The following is a 23074-nucleotide window of genomic DNA, read 5'->3' as shown; positions in this document are numbered from 1 at the left end:
GCGCCCGCTGGCGGCTCCCAGTGCGTTCATCCGGCCGCCTCGGACTTCCTGACGACCACCCGCGTCGGTACACCGACCTCGACCAGAGCGGCTAGTGCCTTCTCCGCAGCCCGCCCATTGCGGGACCCGTGGTCGACGACCACCACTCCCAAATCCACGGCGGACGCGGCAACCTCCCGCCACCACGGCTCGCCATGGCTGGCCACGAGTAGCCTGTGCTCTTCGGAGCGGTCATCGGGAGGCGGAACGATCGGATCGACGTCACCAAGGAGCACGGCTGACCCGCCGGAGGAGAGGACGGCGGACACGGCCGCCTCCGTCAAGGCGGGTAGCCCGGTCGGCGGTGCGGCGTCGACGTCCACAACTGAACCGTAGCGGTGCCCCACCGACTGCGCCCAGGTCTTGTCTGTTCGGCGTCCTCTACGTAGCCGAACCGCGCCGAGTACCGCCGCCGCCGCCAGGGTGACGACGATTCCCGCCACCGCCCCGGACCGGAGCGGGGTGGGCCAGCTTGGGTTCCCGCTTCCGACGTCCTGCCCGATAACATTCGCGGTGGGGTAGGTCGCCCGCAGAGTGTCCGTACGTGACCGCGCTTCTTGAATGAGCCGTGCGAGGTCTGATGTATCAGCGTTTCTGTCCGACTGCCGTCGAGCAGCTATCTGGTCCTCGAGGTCGGCAATCTCCTCGTCGGCCGAGTCGACGACCGGAGCGAGGAACTGTTCGCGGAGTTCTCCGGCGCGAGTGTTCATCGCCTCCACGACAGCGGTCCCCATCCGTGCAGCCGCGTCTGAGCCAGATTCGGACCGGGTCACCACTTTGAGCAGCCCGGGCACCGTCGCGGTGGACACCTCAACGGTCGGTCGCCTGCCGGCGAGTACTACCGGTTCACCGCTGCGGTCCTCGATGATCTCCTTCGCTCGCTCGTCCGTGACGAACTCGGACATCCCGGCGGCGACTGCGTCCATGGCGACGGCATCCCGCTCCGCCCGGGCGGCGGTCCCGACCGTCACCGTCGTCTCGACGGAATAGACGGGCGTCGCCCTGGAGTAAGAGAACGCGACGATGATTCCGACTATCGCGCCCACCACGAGTGCCACCGGGAGCGACCGGAGGTAGGCGCCGAATAGCAGCCGAAGATCGACGGCCGGAGGGCGCGATGGTCTAGAGGAATCGACCGAGTGCGAACCGCGTTCCGCGATTGCTGATGACGGCATATGTGGACCCCCTTCCGACGAACTGGCGGTTGTCGCCACCCCGGTCATGCCGGGGATCGTCGGTCCTCGCGAAATCCTAGCGCCCGGCACCCGCAAATAAACATTGTTCCATGTGGCCCTCCCCGCAGGGCCCCTGAGGGGTTACCATCCCCACACAGCCGGTGGGACCAATCCCTTCTGGCGACCAGAGCCCGAGGTGTGTCATGTCCGAGACCCTGTCCCCCCGTCTTCCTCTAACCCCAGCGCAGGTGGCAATGCGGGACGGGCACCTCCAGGACCCGCAGAGTTCGGCGTACTCCCAGGCGCAGATCGTCTGGTACTCCGGGGAGAACCTGACCGAAGAGGTCCTCGTCGAGGCGTTCAACCGTGGGCTTCGGGAGTGCGAGACCCTGCTATTGAAGTGTGGCGTCGACGAGAGCGGCAACTGGTACCAGCAGTTCGATCCCGCCGAGGAGATTCCCATGACCCGGATCGATCTCACAGGGGAAGGTGATCCGAGAGCCGCCGCCTTGACTATCGCTGATCGAGAGATCCGACGGGCGCTCCAGATCAGCGGCCCCGAACTCCCCTTCCGGTCATACCTGTTCGTTCTCGGCGAGCATTCGTTCGGATGGCTACTCGTGTGCCACCACGTCGTGATCGACGGCTACGGCGCCAACCTGTTGCGGTCCCGTGTGGGAGAAATCCTCGCCGCACTCGTCAACGGGAATGACGTTCCTGACTGCAGGTTCGGACGGATCGCGGAGATGATCGCCGTAGTGCCGGAGCCGGACCCTGCCGACCTGGAGTTCTGGAGGCAGCACCTCGAAGGTGCGCCGGAGGTGATCAGCTTCGCCGACCGTGTCGTCCCGCCGGCTCCCCTCCACTCGATGATCGATGTTCTCACGCCGGACTTCGTCGCCCGGGTCGCCGAGACACTCGACGGCGTCAACTGGGCGCATGTTGCTGCGGCCGCAGCGATCGGGTATGTATCGGTACTAGTCGAGAACCCGACAGTGGTGGTTGGCTTGCCTGTGACAGGGAGGTTTGCTCCCGAGGAGAAAATCACTCCATCGCAGTCGATGGGTGCGTTGCCGCTCCACCTGACCGTCGACCACTCGGCGCCGCTTCCGGAGTTGGTCCGGCTGTTCCAGACCACGTTCCGCAGCACGCGAAACCATCAACGTCAGGCTCCGCACACCTTGCGCGCCGAGCTCCCCGTGGCATGGCGCACCGGCCGGATCTACGGTCCGATGATCAATGTGATCCCGTTCGAGGTGCCCTCGACCGCCGGAAGTCTTGAGAGCGGCCTCGAGGTCATCGACCAGGGGCCCATCGATGACCTCGCCATGACTATGATCCCGGGTCCGGACAACGGTATAAGGACGAAATTCCTGTTCAATCCGGATTTATACGGCCCCCAAGCGCGTCAGGAGCACGCCGACCGCCTGGGGAGGTGGCTCGAACAGATCGTGGAGAACACCAGCGCAATCCTCGCGGATCTGGTCTGTCTCACAGAGGACGAGGAGAAGTTCCATTCGGAGCTGGAGGCAACCGCTGCGGCAGGTGAGCCGAGCCCGCTGGGGTGGCGAGAGCCGTGCACTGTAGCGGATCTGGCGGCCGCGGCCGGGGTCGCCGGGGCGTCAGGGATATCGGTGCGATCAGCGCTCGGTCGCCCGTCAGTCATCGGCTCGCCGGGCCGGGTCACGCTCCACAGTCCTCGCGGTGAGCACCGCACGGACCTTCTCGTGGCCCTTCGCCGGGACGGGGCGATCGAATACCGCGGAAAATCCTCGGATCGGGTGGCGGTGAACGGCTCGTGGGTCGAACTGGAGGGCGTGCGGAACGCGTTGGCCCGGGATGCTCGGTGCGCAGGGGCCGAGATCTCGGTGTCGGAACGCAGGATCACTGTACGGTTGGGCCGAGACAGTGGCGGGGTTGATCGTGCGGACGTCTCCCGCTTGATCGGCGAGGTCACTGCCGCGCCGGTCGTCGTCCGCTGACCGGCGCTGACCGCGATGCGGATACTCCATCTGGTCAACGAACTCGTCGACACCGGGAACGGAATCGTCAATGTCGCGGTCGATCTGGCCATCGACTGCGCTGCTCGCGGCGACGAGGTCGCCATCGCGTCCAGCGGGGGCGGCTTCGTCGAGCTGGTCGTCACCCATGGTGTGCGACACGTGGACATCGATTTCCGAAACCGGCCTGCGCGCTCCTTCGGTCGGCTGAGGCGGTGGGTCCGCGAGTTCCGACCGGACGTCGTCCACGCGCACACCGCTGCGCCCTGCGCGATCGCGGCAGCGGTCCGTCGAAGCCCCGGGGTTCCCGACTTCGTCCTCGTGGCCACGATGCACAATGTCTACCAGCGGTCGTCGGTGCTAATGGCCACGGCTGACATGACGATCGGAGTCGCCGAGTCGGTGTCACGGACCGTGCGCAGACGTCGGTGGCACTCACCTCTCGTGGAAACAGTGGTCAACGGCGTCGTCTCGTCGCCCCGGCGACCGAAACGCGGGATCCGGAGCGAGGACGATGGCGCAGTTCTCGGCCCCGAGTCCATAGTGACGGTCGGCGCGGTTTCCCACCGTAAGGGGGCCGACGTGCTCCTGGACGCCTTTATCGCTTTGGCCGGCTCCCGACCGGGAGCCCACCTCTGGTACGTGGGAAACGCGGATTGGGCCGACGTCATACAGCGAGCCCGCTCATCGGAGTTCGCCGACCGCATCCACTTCCCGGGACTCTCTACCGACCCTGGGTCGTTTCTCGCGGCGGCGACCGTTGTGGCCGTCCCGTCCCGTCGGGAGGGACTGGCCCTCGCACTGCTCGAGGCCCGAGAAACGTGCGCTGCGATCGTCGCGACGGACACTGACGGGTCTCGAGAAGGTCTCGATCAAGGTGCCGCAGGGATTCTGGTGCCGGTCGAGGAGCCGGAGGCTCTCGCATCAGCACTCGTCAGGGTGCTTGACAATCCCCAGCTTCGGTCCGAGTTGCGCGGGAAGGCGGCCGCGGGCCTGGAACGCTTTTCTGTCGGTCGAATGGCCGCGGACTATCGCGATTGCTATATGACTGCGGCCGCCGGAAGGCAGCCGACCCGGAACAGGTGACCGCCCCGGGGGTCAGGAGCCGAAGCCGACGCCCCCGGCGCCGGCTCCCGGGAATTGTCCCGGTGGCCCCTCACCTGGGGACTGCGCCGGGTCTTCAGCGCGGTCTTCGGTAGAGGTGCAGTCGGCCACAGCTTCCTGTAGCGCCCCGACCACGGGCTTGGGCCGTCGGTCCTCGTAATAGAGGCCGAAATGGTATTCCGAGTCCGTCCGCGGGGCATCGCCGTCGACCAGCGTGTAGATGAAGATCGGCCCCAGTGCCCGCTCACTTCTGGCGAGTTGGAACGCCTCGACGACCATCGCTGCCTGGTGCTGCGGGCTGACCGCCTTGAGTCCGCCCGTGGGGGCGCCGAACTCGGTGAGCCAGATCTTTTTGTCACCGTCCCCGTGAGACCGCATCAGTTGCTCGACTTCATCGAGGGACCTGAACGTGTTCCACCTGGACTGCCCGGACGGCAGTTCCGGGTAGGAGTAGGGGTGCATGCCGACGGCGTCCAGATACTCGCGGCCGCCCATGTCGTACAGCCTGGAGAGAAAGGTCAGCGGGGCGATCGACCTGTCGGTGTCCGCAACAGGTGCCAAGCCACCGCTGATAACGGTGGCATCGGGATCCGCTGCGCGTATCGCGGGGTACGCGGCCTTCAAGATCTCGAAATAGAAGGCGACATCGGGGTTGGGCCAGAAGTGGTGCAAGTTCGGCTCGTTCCAGATCTCGTATCCATCTACCTGATCCCCGTACCGCGCTGCTACCTTCCCGGCGAACTCGCCGTAGAGCCCAGCTACCGATCGGTGCTCGGCCGTGACCGGCCCGGTCGGAACGTCTAGCCAATCTGGCACGGACTGGATGACCAGTAGTGGCGTGACCCCGGCTTCGCGGGCCCGCCGCACCCTCGTGTCCAGCGGCGACCAGTCGTCCGTTCCTCTCGCGCGCTCGATCTCACCCCAGTTGGCGCCTATCCGCACCCGCCCCATGCCCAGGTCTCGGGTGAGCCTGTTCGCGCGGGCGTACTCGTCGGAGGACATGCGGTCCCAGGCCGCGTTGCCGGACATCCCGATGTCCATGCACGGCGCCTGGGTGCCGAGTGGCGTCTCTACCGCGGCGGGGCGGAACGCGGTGAACGGGGAGTAGCCCATGAGGGTTCCCAGAACGAACACCACCGAGGAGACGACCGCGACGAGCACCGTTCCCCAACTCCGCAAATGAAACGCATTCCTGGTGGATCGGGATTCCACTGCTCCATCTCCTTCGCGATGCGTTCTCCGCACTGTCCGCGGACGCAGGATCCCCCGATCCCCACGAGCACGATCATGGCATCCTACGCCGGACAGCGGGGCGAAGTACCTATACAAGCCGAGTTCCGCGGTGAGGTAGCACCGACGCACATCTCTACCTGTCCTGCGTGTGGGTGCGCGAACGGTGGCCCTAGGCTGGTCGGGTGACCGCGCGACTCGACGAGGCCGTAGAGGCTGACCTCGGCCCGCTATCGGAGCTGGCCGCCCTGACCTTCCCGCTGGCGTGCCCACCCGGGTTAGACGAGCAGGTGATCGGTGTCTTTGTCGCCGAGCACCTCAGCGAGCACGCGTTCAGGGCGTACCTGGAGGCCCCGGACCACGACGTACTGGTGGCCCGCTCAGCCGATGGCGCGATCGTCGGATACGTGCTGCTCGTCGCCGGGACCGCGATGGATCCGGGTTGCGCGCGCCAGATAGTCCACCGCCCGACGACGGGGATCAGCAAGTTCTACGTGCACCCCGACCACCACGGCGCGGGCATCGCGTCGCGGATGCTCGACGAGGTGACGCGGCGGTGCCGGGACGCGGGTGCTCAGAGCATCTGGTTGGCCACGAACGTCGCCAACACCCGCGCCCGCAGGTTTTACGACAAGCACGGGTTCGAGCCCCGGGGAAACCGGACCTTCGACGTGGGCGGCGTCGCCAACACCGACGTCGTCTACGAACTGCCTCTCTGAACAATCCTTCCGCAGTCGGGGTAGCCAGGTCTCCGGGCGCCGCCGGGCGTCGGCCGCCCTGACGCCGACCGACTGCCGAGAACGCCGGGCCGGCGAATGAGGCCGGGCCCACGAGTAAGCCGGTCTGGCGCGAGTCCCCCGGGCGGAGCACCGCCCATCTCATCGCCGGCGATCCATGAGTGGACGAGCGTGCGGGTCATCGCATCGTGGGAGTGCAGTGCACCTATCGGGGGTCTGGAACCCCGGCGGGTGAGGACGGGGCGGCGGCGCCGGGTGCGCGGGCGGCGCCGGGTGCGCGGCGACGCCACGGCCGGAGGTCAGCCGCCGACGGTCTCGAAGCGGGACAGCGCCAGCAGGCGCGAGGTCGCCCGCAGGTACTTCTTCCGGTACCCGCCGGCGATCATCTCCTCGGTGAAGATCGCGTCCAGCTTCTCGCCCGAGTTACGCACCGGGATGCCCGCGTCGTAGAGACGATCCGCGAGCACCACGAGCCGCAAGGCGATCGACTGGTCCGGCAGCGGCTTGACCCCGCTCAGGCAGACACGATCCACCCCGTCGACCAGGCGGTTGTACTTCGAGGGGTGCAGCGTCGACAGGTGCTGGCACAGCTCGTCGAAGTCATCCAGCGTCGCGCCGTCGACAGCCTCGGCGTCCGCCCGCAGCTCCTCGTCGGTCATCGGGTCCGGCGCCGGCGGCAGGTTGCGGTGCCGGTAGTCCGGACCGTCGACCCGGATGGACTCGAAGATCCCCGACATCTTGCGGATCTCCCGCATGAAGTCCTTGGCCGCGAACCGTCCCTCCCCCAGCTGCTCCGGCAGTGTGTTGGAGGTGGCCGCGACGCTGACACCGGCGGTGGTGAGCTCCGCGAGCAGTCTAGACACCAGCATGGTGTCGCCCGGATCGTCGAGCTCGAACTCGTCGATGCACAGGACGGAGTGCCCGGAGAGCTCCTCGACGGCCCGGTTGAAGCCGAGAGCACCCACGACGTGGGTCAGCTCGACGAACGTCCCGAACGCCTTGGGCTCGGGGCAATTGTGGTAAATCGACGTCAGCAGGTGGGTCTTGCCCACCCCGAAGCCGCCGTCGAGATAGATACCGGTCCCCTGCACCGCCTTCGGTCGCCGGCCGAACAGCCCCTTCTTGGGAGTGCGACGGGCCACCACGGACTCGGCGAACTCGCGACACGCCTTGACCGCGGCGGCCTGCGAGGGCTCGGCCGGGTCCGGGATGTAGGAGTCGAAACTGACATCGTCGAACATCGACGGGGGAACCATCTGTGCCACGAGCTGATCGGCAGGAACCACCGGGGTGACGTCAACGAGGCGAGAGACCATGGGCAGAGCCTATCGTGGGGACACCCAGCGTCAGAACGGAAGGAGTCCCCGGTGCACATGACACGGCCCACCGTGATCGACGACGACCCCGCCGCCCTCGAGGCCTTGTGGGCGGCGCTGGACCCCGAACCGGGTCTGCCCGTGCCGTGCATCCGCGCGGTGATGATCTCCTCCGTCGACGGCACGACCACCGTGGACGGCCGCAGCGGCGGGCTGGGGACCCCGACGGACCGGCTGGTCTACGACGCCATGCGGGCCCGGGCCGACCTGATCCTGGTGGGCTCGGGCACCGTTCTGGCCGAGGGGTACGGCCCCGCCCGGACCGCCGCCGTGTGGGCGGACAGACGACCCGGTCCCCCGCCCGTCGTCCTGGTGTTCACCCGCGCGCTGGGCGACGCGCTCATCGAGCACTGCGCCGACGCCGGCGACGGACTGCAGGTGGTCGCCGCCCACGGAGTGCCCGGCGACCGACTCGAGGCCGCCCGGGAGCGGGGTGTCACGGTGCACGTGCTCGATTCGGGTCCACTGCGCACCTCCGTCCGTTCCCTCGCCACACACTTCGGGGCCTCCGAGGTGACGTTCGAGGGCGGTCCGCAGCTGCTCGGGACGTTGTTGCGCGAGGGCGCGATCGACGAACTCGTCCTGTCGGTCGCCCCCGAGATCATCGTCGGCGGCGACGACTCGCGACTGGCCGTCGGAACCGACGCCACCCGGGTTCCGCTGCGCGTCGCCGCGGCCTTCACGTGCCCCCGCGGCGGGCTCTACACCCGCTGGGTCGTCACCGGGGCCGACGGGTGAGGAACCGTCGAGCGGGAACACGCGCGGTCACGCGGCACCGGCACGTACGGGCACTCGGCGTGGGGCTGGCGGCCCTGGCGGTGACGATCGCCGGGTGTGCGCCCCTGCCCGCGACGGGGCCGCGCCTGGCGACCGGCGACGGCCCCGGGGGATCCTCCGGCGGTGGCGAGGCGGCCGAGACCGCCGACCGACCCGACTGGCTCGCGCCGCGCAGCGACCTCACCTGGGTCCCGTGTCCCGACGGCCGGACCGGCGGGATACCGGAGGGCGCCGCCGTGGAGTGTTCCCTCCTCGGGGAGACCCCCGTCCTGCGGCTCACCGCGACGGGGACACCCGACGACGCGGCGCCCCTCGTCGTCGTCGCCGGTTCCGAGACACCGGCCGACACCCTCGCCTCCCGACTCGCCTCGTCCGGCCCCGAACTCATTGACACCCGACCGCTGGTCGTCGTGGACCACCGCGGACGGACCGGCCCGGCCGGTACGTGCCTGACCTTCCCGGCCCGCCGCACCCTCGACGGGCTCGCGGACCGGGGCACCGACCCCGATTCGCCCGAACTGCGCGGCGACCTCGCCGACACCTCACAGTCCTGCACGGACCAGCTCCAGGGCCGCGAACTGGACTTCGGCTCCGCCGGCGCCGCCGAGGACCTCGAACGCCTACGCCAGCAGTGGGACGTGCCCGGGCTCGCCGTGATGGGGATCGGGACCGGGGCCCGCACCGCCCTCGCCTACGCCGGCGCACACCCGGGTCGCCTCTCCCTGCTCGTGCTCGACTCCCCCGCCCCCGCCGACGGTGACCAGGAGGCCGCGGCCCGCGCCGCCCTCGACGGCTCCGACGCGGCGCTGCGCCTGTGGGCCGCCTCGTGCACCCGGACCGAGTGCGGACCCGGCGACGCCGACGAGAAGGTCGAGGCCGTGACCCGCGCGCTCGACCGCGCCCGCGAACCCGGCGTGGCGGTCCCGGCGGCGTTGCTGTCCGACGTGGTCCGGTCGGCGTTGGCGGACCTGTCCGGCGCCTCCGCCGCCGACGCCTCCCCAGGCGACGTCATCCTGGGCGACCTCGCGGCCGCCGCCCCCGAGGACACCCCGGGCAGCGTCCGTGACCGCGCCGCCGAACTGGCCGGGACGTCGCTGCCGTACGTGGCCGGATGCTCCGACCTGTCGCGCCGCGTCCCGGTCAACCGTGTCGAGGAACTGCGGGCCGAATGGGAGCAGACCCCGCCGTTCGGGGAGATCATCGCCGCGCAGCTCTCCGCCTGCTCCACCTGGCCCGTGCCCGGGCAGTCTCCGGTCTCCGTTCCCGCCGAGACGCCGGTACTCCTGGTCGGAGGGATCGCCGACCCCCGGGCCGGTGCCGCCGCACTCGAACCCACCGCCGGGGCCCTCAGCGCCGCCGGGGCCACCGACGTGCGGATCGTCACCTGGGGCGCCCCGGGCGCACAGGTGATCCTGCACTCCGGATGCGCCCGGGGCGCGGTCGTCGATTTCCTCGACGACCCGGATGCCGCTGAGCAGTCCACGGCCTGCCCGTCCTGACCGGCCGGGGTGCCTCACCGGGACGCGGGAGGCCAGGCGGTACCCTGCGAGTCGTGCCGCTGCCCACCCGAAGCACGTCGACCGTGCCCCGCGTCCTCACCCACGTGTTGTGGCCGCTGGCGATCATGACCGTCATCCACCGCGTCCTGATCAAGGCCGTCAACGGATCCATCACGAACGACTTCGGCACCGTCTACGCCGCCACCAGGCGTTTCCTGGCAGGTGAGCCGGTGTACGTCGAGAACCTGCTGACGGTGCAACCGCACTATCTCTACGCCCCCAGTGGGACGTTCGTCCTCGCCCCGTTCGGCCTGATCGACAACTACACGCTGGCGCGCTGGCTGTTCATCGGAATCAACACCGCCGCGATCATCGCGGCGCTGTGGCTGCTCATGCGGCTGTTCGACCTCGACGTCCGCTCGTTCGCCGCCCCCGCCATCCTGCTGGCGGCGTTCTGCACCGAGGCGGTCACCAACACGCTGGTATTCACCAACGTCAACGGCGTGATCTTCCTGTGCCAGGTGGCGTTCCTCTACCTGCTGCACCGACGGCGCCTCTGGTGGGCCGGCGCGGCCATCGGCCTGTCCCTGGCCGTCAAACCGATGCTCGCTCCGCTGCTCGTGCTGCCTCTCATCCGCAAGCAGTGGCAGCCGTTCGTCACCGCGGCCGCGATCCCCGCCGTCACCATGGCCGCGGGGTGGGCCCTCACCGTCGACGCCCGCAGTTACCTCGACACCACGCTCACGTACATGGGTGAGGTGCGCGACTACTACAACAGCTCGATCGCCGGGATGGGCCTGTACTACGGCGTACCCGAGCCGGTCATCCTGGTGGCCCGCATCCTGGTCGTGGTGGCCACCCTCGTCGCCGTGTGGCTGCTGATGGACTACCGCCACAACCACGAGGTGCTGTGGTTGGCCACCACCTCCGGGGTCGTGCTCGCCGGTGTGTTCCTCGTCTCCACCCTCGGCCAGATGTACTACTCGATGATGCTCATCCCGATCATGCTCACGGTGGTGCTGGACAAGTCGTTGGTCCGCAACTGGCCGGCGTGGCTCGCCGCGTACGGGTTCTTCACCCTCGACTTCTGGGAGTCGGCGCGCTGGCCCTACTACGGGCGGCTACTCGAGTTCGCGCACCCGACCCTGGGATGGTTGCTGCTGCTGGCCACCGTGCTCGTGGTGCTGCTGTGGCGCCGAAGCGACCCCCGCCGACACGAGCGGATCGCACCGGCCGCCGCGTCGGCGTAGCCTGCGGGCATGAGCGAGCCCACCGATACCCACACCCCCCAGCCGGACTTCACGCTGGACGACACCGAGTGGCGTCGTCGACTCAGCCCCGAGGAGTACCAGGTCCTGCGGCAGGCCGGCACCGAACGTCCCTTCACCGGTGAGTACAACGACACCAAGACCGAGGGCGTGTACCGCTGCCGCGGATGCGGCGCCGAGCTGTTCCGCAGCGACGCCAAGTTCGAGTCCAACTGCGGGTGGCCCTCGTTCTTCACCCCGCTGGCAGGCGGCGCCGTCATCGAGCGCACGGACACCTCACTCGGTATGACCCGCACCGAGGTGATCTGCGCGAACTGCCACGGTCACCTGGGGCACGTGTTCGCCGGGGAGGGCTACGGCACCCCCACCGACCTGCGGTACTGCATCAACTCCCTGAGCATGACGCTGGAGCCGGCCGAGAGCTGAACTCGACCGGCCGCATCCGGCCCACAGAGACGAGAGGGCCGACCGGGACTGTTCCCGGTCGGCCCTCGTTCGCGTCAGGTCGAGTTGTCGGCGCGCGGTGGACCTCAGGGCATCGATGCCGCCAGCTGCCCGGCGGTGACGCGCGGTCCGGTGAAGAACGGGATCTCCTCGCGCACGTGGCGGCGGGCCTCGGTCGCCCGCATCTCGCGCATCAGGTCGACGATCCGGTCGAGCTGCGGGGCCTCGAAGGCGAGGATCCACTCGTAGTCCCCCAGCGTGAAGGACGGCACGGTGTTGGCGCGGACGTCCGGGTACTCGCGGGCGGCGCGGCCGTGCTGGGCGAGGATCTGGCGCCGCTCCTCGTCGGGGAGCAGGTACCACTCGTAGGAGCGCACGAACGGGTACACCGAGACGTACGCCCCCGGCTCCTCCTCGGCGAGGAACGCCGGGATGTGGCTCTTGTTGAACTCCGCGGGGCGGTGCAGCGCGGTGTTGGACCAGTAGGCGGTGCTGGCCCTGCCCAGGATGGTGGTGCGCCGGAACTCGTTGTAGAACCGCTGTAGGTCCTCGATGTGCTCGGAGTGGGTCCAGATCATGAAGTCGGCCTCGGCGCGCAGGCCCGAGATGTCGTAGAGACCCCGGACCACCACGTCGGTGCCGTCGTAGCGGGCGAGGAACTCGTCCAGGTCCGCGGCGACCGCGTCCCGGTCATCCCCGAGCTGCCCCGGCGTCACCGTGAAGACGGAGAACATCAGGTAGCGCAGGGTCGAGTTGAGCTTCTTGTAGTCAAGGCGTGCCATGGCTCAATCCTGCCACCCCGCGGCGAGTCGCCGGGCCGCGGCCCGCGCCGAGCCGATACAGGCGGGTACCCCCACGCCCTCGGTCGCGCCGCCGACGAGCTCCACGCCGGGCAGCCGCTCGGCCAGTTCGGCGCGCACGCCCGAGATCCGCGTGTCGTGTCCGGGACCGATCTCGGCGAGGGCGTCGGACCAGCGGCGCACCCGCGAGTGCAGGACCGTCGGCGCGGAGCCGCACAGTCCCCCCAGCGCGGATTCGGCCATGCGGGTGAGGGTGGCGTCGTCGGCGGCGAGCACCTCGTCGTCGTCGATCCTCCCGAACGACACCCTGACCAGGTGCCCGGGCCGGGTGTCGAGGTGCGGCCACTTGCGGCTGGTGAAGGTCATCGCCTTGAACGGCACCGGTTCGTCGGTCGCCACCAGGACCCCCGAACGCTCCGGGAGGTCCAGGGACCGGTCGACCTCCAACGCGACGACGGCCGAGGACGCCGTCCGGATCCCGGACAGGCCCCGGGTCGCGGCGTCGAGACCCCCGGCACCCTCCAGGAGCGGGGCGGCGTAGGGAACGGGGACGGCGACGACGACGAGGTCCGCCTCCTCGGACCACGACCCGCGGTCGCCGGCGACCGCCAACGAGTAGCCCGAACCGTCCCGGTGGAGAGCGGTGCAGGTGGCGTGTGTACGGATCACGGCACCGGAGGCCCGGACGAGGGCGTCCACGAGGAGCCGGTAACCCCCGTCGAGGGTGGCGAACACCGGGCCCGGCACGCGGTGCGCGACGAGCTCCCGCGCGGCGGCTGTGAGGCTGGGAGCGCCGCGGTCCAACGCCTGCGCCAGCCCAGGGATCACCTGTCGCAGCCCGAGCCCGGTACTGGGGGCGGCGTACACGCCCCCGAGCATGGGGTCGACGAGCCGGGCGACGACCGCGTGCCCGAACCGCTCGGAGACCAACGAGCCGAGCGAGACGTCACCGCCCGGCTCCCAGTCCAGCGGCAGGTCGGCCTCGCGCGCGGCCGCAGCGCGCTCCCGCGGGCTCAGCACGTCCGCCAACGCCCCGACGTCGGACGGCAGACCCATCAACGTGCCGACGGGCATGGGCACCATCCGACCCCCGGTGAGGATCGCCGGTCCGAGCGGCCCGGGATGACGCAGCGACCCGGTCAGGCCGAGTTCGGCGACGAGGTCGCTCGCCTCGGGTCGGCGGCCGATGAAGGCCTCGGCGCCGAGCTCCATCGGACCGGACGGGAAGTCGACGGTGTGGAGTGCCCCGCCCGGCCGGTCCGAGGCCTCGAGGACGGTGATGTGGGCGTCCGGCAGCTCGCGCGAGAGCTGATAGGCGGCCGTCAGCCCGCTGAGCCCGCCGCCCACCACGGCGACGCGAGGGCCCACCGTCACTTCCCGGTCAGCTCGTGGACGAGCTCCACCACGTGGGTCACCGCACCCGGGTCGGTGGTGGGAAGGACACCGTGGCCGAGGTTGAACACGTGGCCGCGTGCGCCGAGGTCGCGGGCCCGCTGGCCCTCGTCGAGGATGCGGCGGACCTCGCCGTCCAGCGCCGACCGGTCCGCGAAGAGCATCGCGGGGTCGAGATTGCCCTGCAGGACCTTGCCCGGCGCCCGCCCGGCGGCGTCGTCCAGGGGGATGCGCCAGTCCACGCCGACGACCTCCGGGCCGGCCTCGCCCATCGCCCCGAGCAGCTCGCCGGTGCCCACGCCGAAGTGCGTGCGGGGAACCGTCGAGATGATCTCGTCGGCGAAGATGCGGGTCGAGTGCGGGAGCACCAGCGACCGGTAGTCCCGCTGGCTGAGCGCGCCCGCCCACGAGTCGAAGAGCTGGACGGCGTCCACCCCGGCATCGATCTGCGCGCGCAGGAACACCGTGGTCAGGTCCGCCAGCTTGGCCATGAGCGCGTTCCACACGTCGGGGCGCGAGTACATCAGTGACTTGGTGTGCTCATGGTTGCGGCTGGGACCGCCCTCGATGAGGTAGGAGGCCAGGGTGAAGGGGGCGCCGGCGAAGCCGATGAGCGCCACCCGCGGGTCGAGCTCGGCCACGACCAGCCGCACGGCCTCCCCGATCTTCTCGAGGCGGTCCGGGGTGAGCTCGGGCAGCGCGGCGACACCGGCCTCGTCCCGGATCGGCTCCGCCACCACGGGCCCGGTCCCGGGCACGATGTCGATGTCCACCCCGGCGGCGGCCAACGGGATGACGATGTCGGAGAAGAAGATCGCGGCGTCCACCCCGTGGCGACGGACCGGCTGCAGGGTGATCTCACACGTCATCGCCGGGTCGAAACAGGCCTCCAACATGGTGGACCCGGCGCGGACCTCCTTGTACTCCGGAAGCGAGCGGCCCGCCTGGCGCATGAACCACACCGGCGTGTGGGCGCCACCGACTCCGGTGACCTCGTCGAGGTACGGGCCGGTCCCGGCGCGGCGGCCGGCGACGGCATCCGTGGCGGGGTCGGCGGGACGGGAGGTCGAGGACGCATCAGAGTTCAACACACCCCCATCGTCCCATGACGCCGCCGCCGCGGCCGGTCAGCCCACCCGGGCAGGCGACGGCGCGCCTCCTCGGGGCACGCCGGGGCGGTCGCTAGCGTGACGACCCGTGAGTACATCGGTCAATGACGGCGAGCCCGAGGTCTTCCGGGAGGCGGTCGAGTCGCTGTCGCGACTCGAGGTCCGCCCCGAGATCTCGGTCGGCCCGATCCGCCCGCCGCAGCGACTGGCGCCCTACAGTCACGCACTCGGTGTCGAGATCATCCCGCCCTCCGGCGACGACGTCCCGGAATTCTCCGACGGCGACGCCTTCGGCCGTCTCATCCTCCTGCACGACCCCTCCGGGGACGACGCGTGGAACGGCACCCTCCGACTCGTGGCCTACATCCAGGCCGACATGGAGGCCTCGCTGGCAGGTGACCCGCTCCTGCCCCAGGTGGCGTGGAGCTGGCTCACCGAGGCCCTCGGCGAGCAGGCCGGGCCGTACACCTCGCTCGGTGGCACCGTCACCAGCACCGCCTCCGTCCGGTACGGCGACATCGCCGGTCCTCCCCAGTCCCACCAGCTCGAGCTGCGCGCGTCCTGGACCGCCCTCGAGCCCGACCTGACCGGCCACGCGTCCGCCTTCTGCACGACGCTCGCCCTGGCCGCCGGCCTCCCCCCCGTCGGCGTGACCTCCCTGCACCGGCGGTCGTGAGCGGGCGCCGCCGCGGCGAGACCCCGCCCGGGGCACAGCCATCCCCGGCAGAGTACGAGTTCGTCGACGCCCTCCCCGCCATCGAGGCGGTCGCCGACGCCCTGCGGTCCTCGACCGGCCCCGTCGCGGTCGACGTCGAACGCGCTTCGGGGATCCGGTACGCGGACCGGGCCTTCCTCCTGCAGCTCCGCGCCCCGACCGGCCCCGCCCTGCTCGTGGACCCGGAGACCCCGGGTCGGACCATCGGCTCCCTCGCCGACGTCCTGTCGACCCGCCCCCTGCTGCTCCACGCCGCGAGTCAGGACCTCCCGTCGCTGCGTGAGCTGGGGGTCGCGCCGACCTCGCTCGTCGACACCGAGCTGGCCGGACGTTTCCTCGGCACCGAGCGGGTCAACCTCGGGGCGATGATCTCGGAGCACCTCGGGATCGGCCTGGCCAAGGCGCACTCCGCCGCCGACTGGTCTCGTCGCCCGTTGCCGGCGGCGTGGTTGGACTACGCAGCCTATGACGTGCTGTTCCTGCACGAACTGGCGGACGAGGTCCTGCCGCGGCTCGACGAGCTCGGCCGCCGTGAGTGGTTCGAGGCGGAGTGTCGGTACCTGGTGGAGTCCGGCCCGGCACCTGCCGCGCCGGACCCCTGGCGTCGACTGTCCCGGCTGTCGAGCCTGCGCGACGGCCGGCAACTGGCGCGCGCCAGGGAGTTGTGGATGGCCCGGGACCGGGTCGCGGCCGAGCGGGACATCGCCCCCAAGCGACTCCTCGGTGACGCGGCGATCGTGGAGGCCGCCAGGGTGGGGCCGACGAACAGAACCGCACTGCTGGCGATCGAGGGGTTCGACGGACCTCACCGCCGACGGCTCGTCGGGGAATGGCTCGCCGCCCTCGAGTGGGCCGACGGGCTGGGGCGGGCCGACCTGCCCTCCCGGCAGGGGCCGCCCGCCGAGCACCCGCCGCACGCGTCGTGGAAGCGAAACGAGCCCGAGGCCGCGGAGTTGCTCGAGATCGCCCGCGAACGGATCGGCGCACTCGCCGACGACCTGGGTCTGGAGCCCGGGCTCCTGCTCAAACCCTCGACGCTGAGACTGTGGGTGTGGCGCGCGGCGACGACCCGGTCCGGGGACGACGCGGAACTGCTCGAGCACGTCCTGCTCGCCGAGAGCGCCCGTGCCTGGCAGATCGAACTGGCCACCGACCCCCTGCTCGAGGCGGTGCGGAGCTTCCGCGCGGATTCCTGAGTCCGGGCCACCGGCACCGGCCGGCGCCGCCCCTGTCACGCGTGGGTACGGGCCCGCGTGTGCACGCGTCCGGCGATCCGGCCCGGGTCAGCCCAGTCGGGTCCGGATGCTGTCCGAGATCCCCTCGGGGGTCAGTCCGGCGTCGGCCAGGATCTCCCCCCGGGAGCCGTGGTCGAGGAACTCCTGCGGGATGCCCAGCGCGATCCGATCGACCCGCACCGCAGCGTTGTCCAGGCATGCCGACACCGCTGACCCGACGCCACCGTGCAAGCCGTTGTCCTCCACCGTGACCACGAGACGGCGTCCACGGGCGGCGTCCAGGATCGACGCGGGAACCGGGTAGACCCATCTGGGGTCCACTACGTCGACCGAGATGCCCTCTGTCCCGAGGGCACGGGCGGCGGCGATGGCGGGCGCGACCATCGACCCCACCGCGACGATGAGGACCTCGGCGTCACCGGATCCGTGCACGCGGTCGACCCCGTCCTCGGACGTGGCGAGGGCGGGCAGAGCATCACCGACCGACCCCTTCGGGAATCGGACGACGGTCGGACCGTCGTCGAAGGCCACCGCCTCGCGCAGTTCCTGCCGGAGGGTGGTCGCGTCCCGGGGAGCGGCCACGCGTACCCCGGGGATGATGCCGGTGAGCGACAGGTCCCACATCCCGTTGTGGCTCGCACCGTCCGGGCCGGTGACGCCGGACCGGTCCAGGACCATGGTGACCGGTTGTCGGAGTAGCGCGACGTCCATGAGCAGCTGGTCGAACGCCCGGTTGAGGAAGGTCGAATAGACCGCGACGACGGGGTGCAGCCCACCGAGCGCGAGCCCTGCCGCCGAGGCCACGGCGTGCTGCTCGGCGATACCCACGTCGTACATCCGTTCCGGGAACCGCTCCCCGAACGCGGCCAGACCGGTCGGCCCGGCCATCGCGGCCGTGATGGCCACGACGTCATCGCGTTCGGCACCGATCGCACACAGTTCCTCGGAGAAGACCGACGTCCAGTCCACGGCGGAGGAGGTCGCCAGCGGCTTTCCGGTCTCGGGATCGATGACCCCGGTGGCGTGCATCTGGTCCGCCTCGTTGTTCTCGGCGTGGACGTAGCCCATCCCCTTACGGGTGACGACGTGGACCATCACCGGGCCGCCGAAATCCTTCGCGAGGCGCAGGGCCGCCTCCGTGGCGGCGAGATTGTGCCCGTCGACCGGCCCCATGTACTTGAGCCCCAGGTCCGCGAACAACTCCTGCGGCGACACGACGTCCTTGACTCCCGTCTTGATGCCGTGGAGGACCGAGTACACGGCCTTCCCGACGACGTCCTTGCGGCCCGTGAGCGCGTTCTTCGTGCGATCCATCGCCTTCTCGTACGCCGGCTGGAGCCGCAGCGCGCCGAGGCGGTCGGCGAGCCCTCCGATGGTCGGCGAATACGAGCGGCCGTTGTCGTTGACGACGATGACCATGGGGCGGTCCTTGGCGGCGGCGATGTTGTTGAGGGCCTCCCATGCCATGCCACCGGTCATCGCGCCGTCGCCGATCACGGTGACGACGGTCCGATCGGACTCCCCGCGCAACGAGAACGCCTTGGCCAACCCGTCCGCGTACGACAGGGAGGCCGTGGCGTGCGAGGACTCGACCACGTCGTGCTCGCTCTCCGCGCGACACGGGTAACCGGACAACCCCCCGCGGGTGCGGAGCCCGTCGAACTGATCGCGACGACCGGTGAGGATCTTGTGGACGTAGGACTGGTGTCCGGTGTCGAAGATGACGGGATCGCGGGGGGAGTCGAAGACCCGGTGCAACGCCACGGTCAGTTCGACGACGCCGAGATTCGGGCCGAGGTGCCCGCCCGTCGCGGCGACCTTACGGATGAGGAATTCACGGATCTCCCCGCACAGCGCGGCCAACTCCCCGGGACCGAGCCGCCGCAGATCGGATGGGCCGTCAACCTGTTCGAGCACGCTCATTGCTGTCGACTGCCCCTTCCGTGACCGACACCCTGCTGGGTCGAATGGTCAGTCTACGGGCTGGCGCCGCGCGACCTCGCCCACGGGCGGACGTGTGGGCCCCTACCTGCGGTGCCGGATCAGGAGCGTCCCGGCGAGTCCAGTACGGCGATCCCCTCGACGTGATGGGTGCCCGGGAAGGCCGCCACCCCGTGGAGGTCCGTGAGCGTCCACCCGGCGGCCACGAGGACGCCGATGTCCCGCGCCAGACTCGCCGGATCGCAGCCCACGTGCACGATCCGGGACGCACCTGTCGCCGCGAGCCGCCGCATGACCGGGATCCCCGCTCCACCGCGCGGGGGATCGAGGATGATGACCTCCGGATCGGGGTGGTCCGCCGGCCGGTCGTCGCGGTCCTCGAGGAACGTCTCGACCCGGGAACGCAGGGTCCTCACTCCCCCGCCGGCGGGGTCCCCGGGCGGGCCGCCGAGGGTGTCCGTGGCCGCGTGCAGCGACGCCGTGGCGGATTCGACGACTGTCACGCGGGCGCCCGGGATCGCGTCCCGAACCCCGGCGGCGAACAGCCCGGCGCCTCCGTAGAGGTCCCAGATCTCGGGGATGTCGGTCAGGTCGGGGGTGCGCGTCACCGCGGTGCGTACCTCGTGGCTGTAGTGGCTCGCGGCGGAGCGGTGCGCCTGCCAGAACGCGTCGGGAGGCAGCCGCCACTCGTGGCCGCCCACCCGTCTCACGACGGTCGGTCCCCCGGCGACGATCTCCCAACCGGCCGCCCGCGAATGACGTGCCCTGGCGCGGGTCGCCGAGGACCGGCGGGATCGGCCGCTCCGGCCCCGCGGCGTGTCACCGACGGCCGGGCGGTGGGCGATGTGCACCATTCCGTCGTCACCGAGCACTCCGAGCACCTCACGGCCCGGGCCGAGCGTGGTGGCGGAGACCGCATCACGCAGCCGCGGGTCGGGCTGGATGCAGGGCTCGGTCACCAGTTCACGGGAGCGCGCCCTCCGGACCCCCGGCACACCATCGGGGCCGGTGACCCAGCGGGCGACGGTACGCCAGCCGGACGTCGCGGGATCCGCGGCGGGGACCTCGACCGGGACCGCGTCGTCCCGGTATGCGATCCGGCCGATCCGGTACACCTGCTCGGCCAGGATCCTGCCGGCGAAACCGCGGGCGGCATCGGACGCGATGTGGCTCCAGTCGCAACAGCCGGCGCCGGCGGCCGCCGCCGGGCACGTCGGGACCACCCGGTCCGGGGATTCCTCGACCACCGCCTGGACCGTCCCTCGACAGAACGCGCGCCCGGGGTCGTCGTCGATGAGGACGTCGACCAGTTCGCCGGTGATCCCGCCGCGGCAGAACACCACCCGGCCCTCGTGGCGCGCGACGAACTCGCCGCCGTGCGCCGGTCCCTCCATGCGCAGGCGCACCACACGGCCCGTCCAGCCGGTCGCTCGGTCCTGGGTCATCTTTCCTCCGGTCCACGCCAGCGTCCGACGATGGGTTCGTCGCGGGCCTGCTCCGCGCGGCCGTCCGAGGACGACAACTGCCACGGGACGCTGGTCACCATGACACCTCGCTCGTAGAGCAGGCGGGTCTTGAGCCGCAGCGCGCTCTGGTTGTGCAGTATCTGCTCCCACCAGTGGCCCACCACGTACTCGGGGATGTACACGGTCACCACGTCCCGCGGCGCCTGATCGCGAAGGCGCTTCACGTAGTCCACCACGGGACGGTTGATCTCACGGTACGGGGACTCGACCACCTTGAGCGGAACCGAGATGCCGCGTCGATCCCATTCCCTCACGAGGGCACGGGTCTCGGCGGTATCGATGTTCACCGTCAACGCCTCGATCGAGTCCGGGCGTGCCGCCCGCGCGTAGGCCAGGGCCCGCAGGGTGGGCAGGTGCAGTTTGGACACCAAGACCACATAGTGTGTCCGGCTCGGCAGGACGACCTCCCACGAGGAGTCGTCGAGTTCGCGGGCGACCGCGACGTAGTGCCGGTGGATGAGTCGCATGATCCCGAACGCTCCGAGCATCGCCAGGACCGCGATGTAGGCCCCGGAGAGGAACTTGGTCGCCATGACGATCACCAGGACACCGGCGGTGACGAGGAACCCGACGGCGTTGATCGCCCGGGACCTGTGGATCCGCCGACGCACGGACGGGACCCGCTCGTGGTCCAGGCGCCGGGTCCAGTGTCGGACCATGCCGAGCTGGCCGAGGGTGAAGGCGACGAACACGCCCACGATGTAGAGCTGGATGAGGAGCGACACCTGGGCGTCGAACGCCACGACCAACACGACTGCCGCGATCGCGAGGACGACGATCCCGTTGGAGAACGCCAACCTGTCCCCGCGGGTGGCGAGCTGTCGGGGCAGATACTTGTCGCGAGCGAGGACCGAGGCCAGCACCGGGAACCCGTTGAACGCCGTGTTGGCGGCGAGTGCCAGGATCAGCGCGGTGATGATGATGACGGCGTAGAAGGCGAGCGGCAACCCCTCGAAGACCGGTCGCGCCAACTGGGCGATCATCGTCTTCTGCCGGTACCCCTCCGGAGCGCCGATCAACTGTGCCGCCGGTTGCTCGGCGATCCGGACCCCGAGCCGACCGGCCAGGGCGATGAGCCCCAGGAGGAACGAGACCGCGAGAACCCCGAGGACGGCCAGCGTCACGGCGGCGTTGCGGGCCCGCGGCTTCCGGAAGGCCGGGACACCGTTGTGGATGGCTTCGATACCGGTCAGGGCGGCACATCCGGATGCGAAGGACTTGGCGACGACGAAGGCGAGCGCGAGTCCGGCCAACTCCGCCCCGTCCACGGGCACCATTTCGAATCCCGCGGATTCGGCCCGGAGGTCGCGGCCCAGGATCTCCACCTGGAACAGCCCCCAGACGATGAGTGCGGTCATGGAGGCGAGGAACGCGTAGACGGGCACGGCGAACATCGCGCCGGTCTCACGGAGCCCACGCAGGTTGAGCGCCGCCAGGAGGATGATCGCCAGGACGGCGAACGGAATCTCCCTGGATTGGACGAAGGGGATCGCCGATCCGATGGTCGCGGCGGCGGCCGAAATCGACACGGCCACCGTGAGGACATAGTCGAACAGCAGGGCCGCACCGACCGCCAGGCCCGCACTCGGACCCAGATTGACGGTGGCGACCTCGTAGTCGCCCCCTCCCGACGGGTAGGCGCGGACGTTCTGCCGGTAACAGGCGATGACGACCACCAGGACCGCCGCCACCGCCAGTCCCACCCACGGGGTGAACGTGAGTGCCGAGACCCCGGCGATGGAGAGCACGAGGAAGATCTCCTGCGGGGCGTAGGCCACCGAGGACAGCGCATCGGACGCGAACACCGGCAACGCGATCCGTTTGCGGAGGCTGGTGGCACCGATCGTGTCGCTGCGGGAGGGGCGCCCCACGAGGAGACGCTTGGTTCCCATGGAGACCTTCGAGATCCTGGACACCGACATATCGTAGGGCCCGCGAGCCCCGCCGGGCAGTATCCGTGGGTGTGAGTAGCGTGTCCGTCACTGGCTCACGTGCGTGGGCCGTGAGGAGTGGACTCGTCATGAGGGTCGTCGTCATGGGCTGTGGTCGTGTGGGGGCCGCGTTGTCCGTCGAGCTCGACGCAGCCGGCCACCAGGTCGTGGTGATCGACCGCGACCCGGCTGCGTTCGCCAGGTTGTCGGCGGAGTTCTCGGGAGGCACGGTGACGGGCCAGGGCTTCGACAAGACTGTGCTCACCGAGGCCGGGATCGAGGGGGCCGACGCATTCGCCGCCGTGTCCTCCGGGGACAACTCGAACATCATCGCCGCGCGGGTGGCCCGGGAGACCTTCGGTGTCGAGCGGGTGATAGCGCGCATCTACGACGCGGGCCGGGCCGAGGTCTACGAACGACTGGGGATCCCGACCATCGCCACGGTTCCGTGGGCCACCGGTCGACTGGTCCGCTACATCACCGCCGGGTCGGGTCCCGTCGAGTGGCGCGACCAGACGGACTCCGTGTCCCTCGTCGCCGTCGACCCACCGGCGGCGTGGGTCGGGCGCCCGGTCGACCGGCTCGCCGCTGCGGTCGGAGGACGTGCCGCGGCCGTCACCCGCTTCGGCGAGAGCCGCCTCCCGGACGCTCGCACGCTCGTCCAGGCCGACGATGTCCTCCATATCATCGTGCCCTCGCAGACGGTCGCGGACCTGGACGACCTGATGCTGGAAGGACCCTCGGATGTCTGAGAACTCCGTCCCCGACTACGCCGA

Annotated in this window: 19 protein-coding genes; 10 read left to right on the top strand and 9 right to left on the bottom strand. The window is 70.2% G+C overall.

Translation table 11 applies throughout. From position 1 onward, the window contains the following. Positions 1–26: 26 nt before the first annotated feature. A complete protein-coding gene (locus CK206_RS02100) occupies positions 27–1097 on the bottom strand; it encodes a hypothetical protein (protein WP_143337681.1) in 1071 nt (356 codons plus the stop codon). 320 nt (positions 1098–1417) lie between these two features. Here CK206_RS02100 and CK206_RS02095 point away from each other — a divergent pair, with 320 nt between their 5' ends. Both CK206_RS02095 and CK206_RS02090 read left to right on the top strand, forming a co-directional pair. Further along, complete coding sequence (locus tag CK206_RS02095; protein WP_096905380.1) at positions 1418–3196, top strand: condensation domain-containing protein; 1779 nt, start codon at positions 1418–1420, stop codon at positions 3194–3196. Positions 3197–3211: 15 nt separating this feature from the next. After that, positions 3212–4300, top strand: coding sequence for a glycosyltransferase family 4 protein (locus tag CK206_RS02090; RefSeq protein WP_096905379.1), 1089 nt, complete (start codon positions 3212–3214; stop codon positions 4298–4300). A gap of 12 nt (positions 4301–4312) precedes the next feature. Here CK206_RS02090 and CK206_RS02085 read toward each other — a convergent pair whose 3' ends face one another. Beyond that, complete coding sequence (locus CK206_RS02085; protein ID WP_096905378.1) at positions 4313–5479, bottom strand: cellulase family glycosylhydrolase; 1167 nt, start codon at positions 5477–5479, stop codon at positions 4313–4315. A gap of 254 nt (positions 5480–5733) precedes the next feature. Here CK206_RS02085 and CK206_RS02080 point away from each other — a divergent pair, with 254 nt between their 5' ends. Next, entirely contained in the window at positions 5734–6267 is a 534-nt protein-coding gene (locus CK206_RS02080; RefSeq protein WP_096905377.1) for a GNAT family N-acetyltransferase, read from the top strand. 317 nt (positions 6268–6584) lie between these two features. On the opposite strand, the gene zapE is transcribed toward CK206_RS02080, so the two are convergent. Continuing rightward, entirely contained in the window at positions 6585–7601 is a 1017-nt protein-coding gene (gene zapE / locus CK206_RS02075) for a cell division protein ZapE (RefSeq protein ID WP_096905376.1), read from the bottom strand. Between the two features lie 57 nt (positions 7602–7658). Between zapE and CK206_RS02070 the strand changes: the two genes are divergently transcribed. From CK206_RS02070 to msrB, 4 genes are read left to right on the top strand one after another with little or no spacing between them, the layout of a single operon-like run. Then, positions 7659–8399: a dihydrofolate reductase family protein gene (locus CK206_RS02070; protein WP_254050453.1), complete on the top strand. Its 741-nt coding sequence runs from the start codon at positions 7659–7661 to the stop codon at positions 8397–8399. Then, entirely contained in the window at positions 8396–9937 is a 1542-nt protein-coding gene (locus CK206_RS02065; protein WP_096905374.1) for an alpha/beta hydrolase, read from the top strand. The genes CK206_RS02070 and CK206_RS02065 overlap by 4 nt, the downstream gene beginning before the upstream one ends. Before the next feature lie 53 nt (positions 9938–9990). Next, the gene (locus tag CK206_RS02060; protein ID WP_254050452.1) at positions 9991–11187 is read left to right on the top strand and encodes a glycosyltransferase family 87 protein; all 1197 of its coding nucleotides are present in this window, start codon (positions 9991–9993) and stop codon (positions 11185–11187) included. 9 nt (positions 11188–11196) lie between these two features. Beyond that, on the top strand, positions 11197–11631 hold the full coding sequence (gene msrB / locus CK206_RS02055; RefSeq protein WP_096905372.1) for a peptide-methionine (R)-S-oxide reductase MsrB: 435 nt from the start codon (positions 11197–11199) through the stop codon (positions 11629–11631). A gap of 104 nt (positions 11632–11735) precedes the next feature. Here msrB and hemQ read toward each other — a convergent pair whose 3' ends face one another. From hemQ to hemE, 3 genes are read right to left on the bottom strand one after another with little or no spacing between them, the layout of a single operon-like run. After that, positions 11736–12431, bottom strand: coding sequence for a hydrogen peroxide-dependent heme synthase (gene hemQ / locus CK206_RS02050; protein ID WP_096905371.1), 696 nt, complete (start codon positions 12429–12431; stop codon positions 11736–11738). A gap of 3 nt (positions 12432–12434) precedes the next feature. Then, positions 12435–13817, bottom strand: a complete 1383-nt coding sequence (hemG, locus tag CK206_RS02045; protein ID WP_096907231.1) for a protoporphyrinogen oxidase — start codon at positions 13815–13817, stop codon at positions 12435–12437. A 2-nt stretch (positions 13818–13819) separates the two neighbouring features. Beyond that, positions 13820–14932, bottom strand: a complete 1113-nt coding sequence (gene hemE, locus CK206_RS02040) for a uroporphyrinogen decarboxylase (RefSeq protein ID WP_096905370.1) — start codon at positions 14930–14932, stop codon at positions 13820–13822. 106 nt (positions 14933–15038) lie between these two features. Between hemE and CK206_RS02035 the strand changes: the two genes are divergently transcribed. Together CK206_RS02035 and CK206_RS02030 are read left to right on the top strand one after the other, a co-directional pair. Then, positions 15039–15626 carry a DUF3000 domain-containing protein gene (locus CK206_RS02035; RefSeq protein WP_067717809.1) on the top strand — a complete coding sequence of 196 codons (588 nt, stop codon included), beginning with the start codon at positions 15039–15041 and terminating at the stop codon, positions 15624–15626. Next, positions 15623–16861 (top strand): HRDC domain-containing protein, encoded by a 1239-nt coding sequence (locus CK206_RS02030; protein ID WP_096905369.1) that lies wholly within the window; start codon positions 15623–15625, stop codon positions 16859–16861. Before CK206_RS02035 ends, CK206_RS02030 begins: the two co-directional genes overlap by 4 nt. A gap of 87 nt (positions 16862–16948) precedes the next feature. Here the strand turns inward: CK206_RS02030 and dxs are convergent, their stop codons facing one another. The 3 genes from dxs to CK206_RS02015 form a co-directional block, all read right to left on the bottom strand. Continuing rightward, positions 16949–18823, bottom strand: coding sequence for a 1-deoxy-D-xylulose-5-phosphate synthase (dxs, locus tag CK206_RS02025; protein WP_096905368.1), 1875 nt, complete (start codon positions 18821–18823; stop codon positions 16949–16951). A 119-nt stretch (positions 18824–18942) separates the two neighbouring features. Further along, the gene (locus CK206_RS02020) at positions 18943–20286 is read right to left on the bottom strand and encodes a class I SAM-dependent RNA methyltransferase (protein WP_096905367.1); all 1344 of its coding nucleotides are present in this window, start codon (positions 20284–20286) and stop codon (positions 18943–18945) included. After that, positions 20283–22289 (bottom strand): APC family permease, encoded by a 2007-nt coding sequence (locus CK206_RS02015; RefSeq protein ID WP_173674753.1) that lies wholly within the window; start codon positions 22287–22289, stop codon positions 20283–20285. The genes CK206_RS02020 and CK206_RS02015 overlap by 4 nt, the downstream gene beginning before the upstream one ends. 98 nt (positions 22290–22387) lie before the next feature. On the opposite strand from CK206_RS02015, the gene CK206_RS02010 reads away from it, so the two are divergent. Then, entirely contained in the window at positions 22388–23050 is a 663-nt protein-coding gene (locus CK206_RS02010) for a TrkA family potassium uptake protein (protein ID WP_096905366.1), read from the top strand. Positions 23051–23074 lie beyond the last annotated feature (24 nt).

It is taken from the genome of Dietzia sp. WMMA184 (assembly GCF_002441635.1).
Classification (GTDB): Bacteria; Actinomycetota; Actinomycetes; order Mycobacteriales; family Mycobacteriaceae; genus Dietzia; species Dietzia kunjamensis.
The sequence above is the reverse complement of the archived record's forward strand: the minus strand, read 5'-3'. Positions and strand labels throughout refer to the sequence as shown.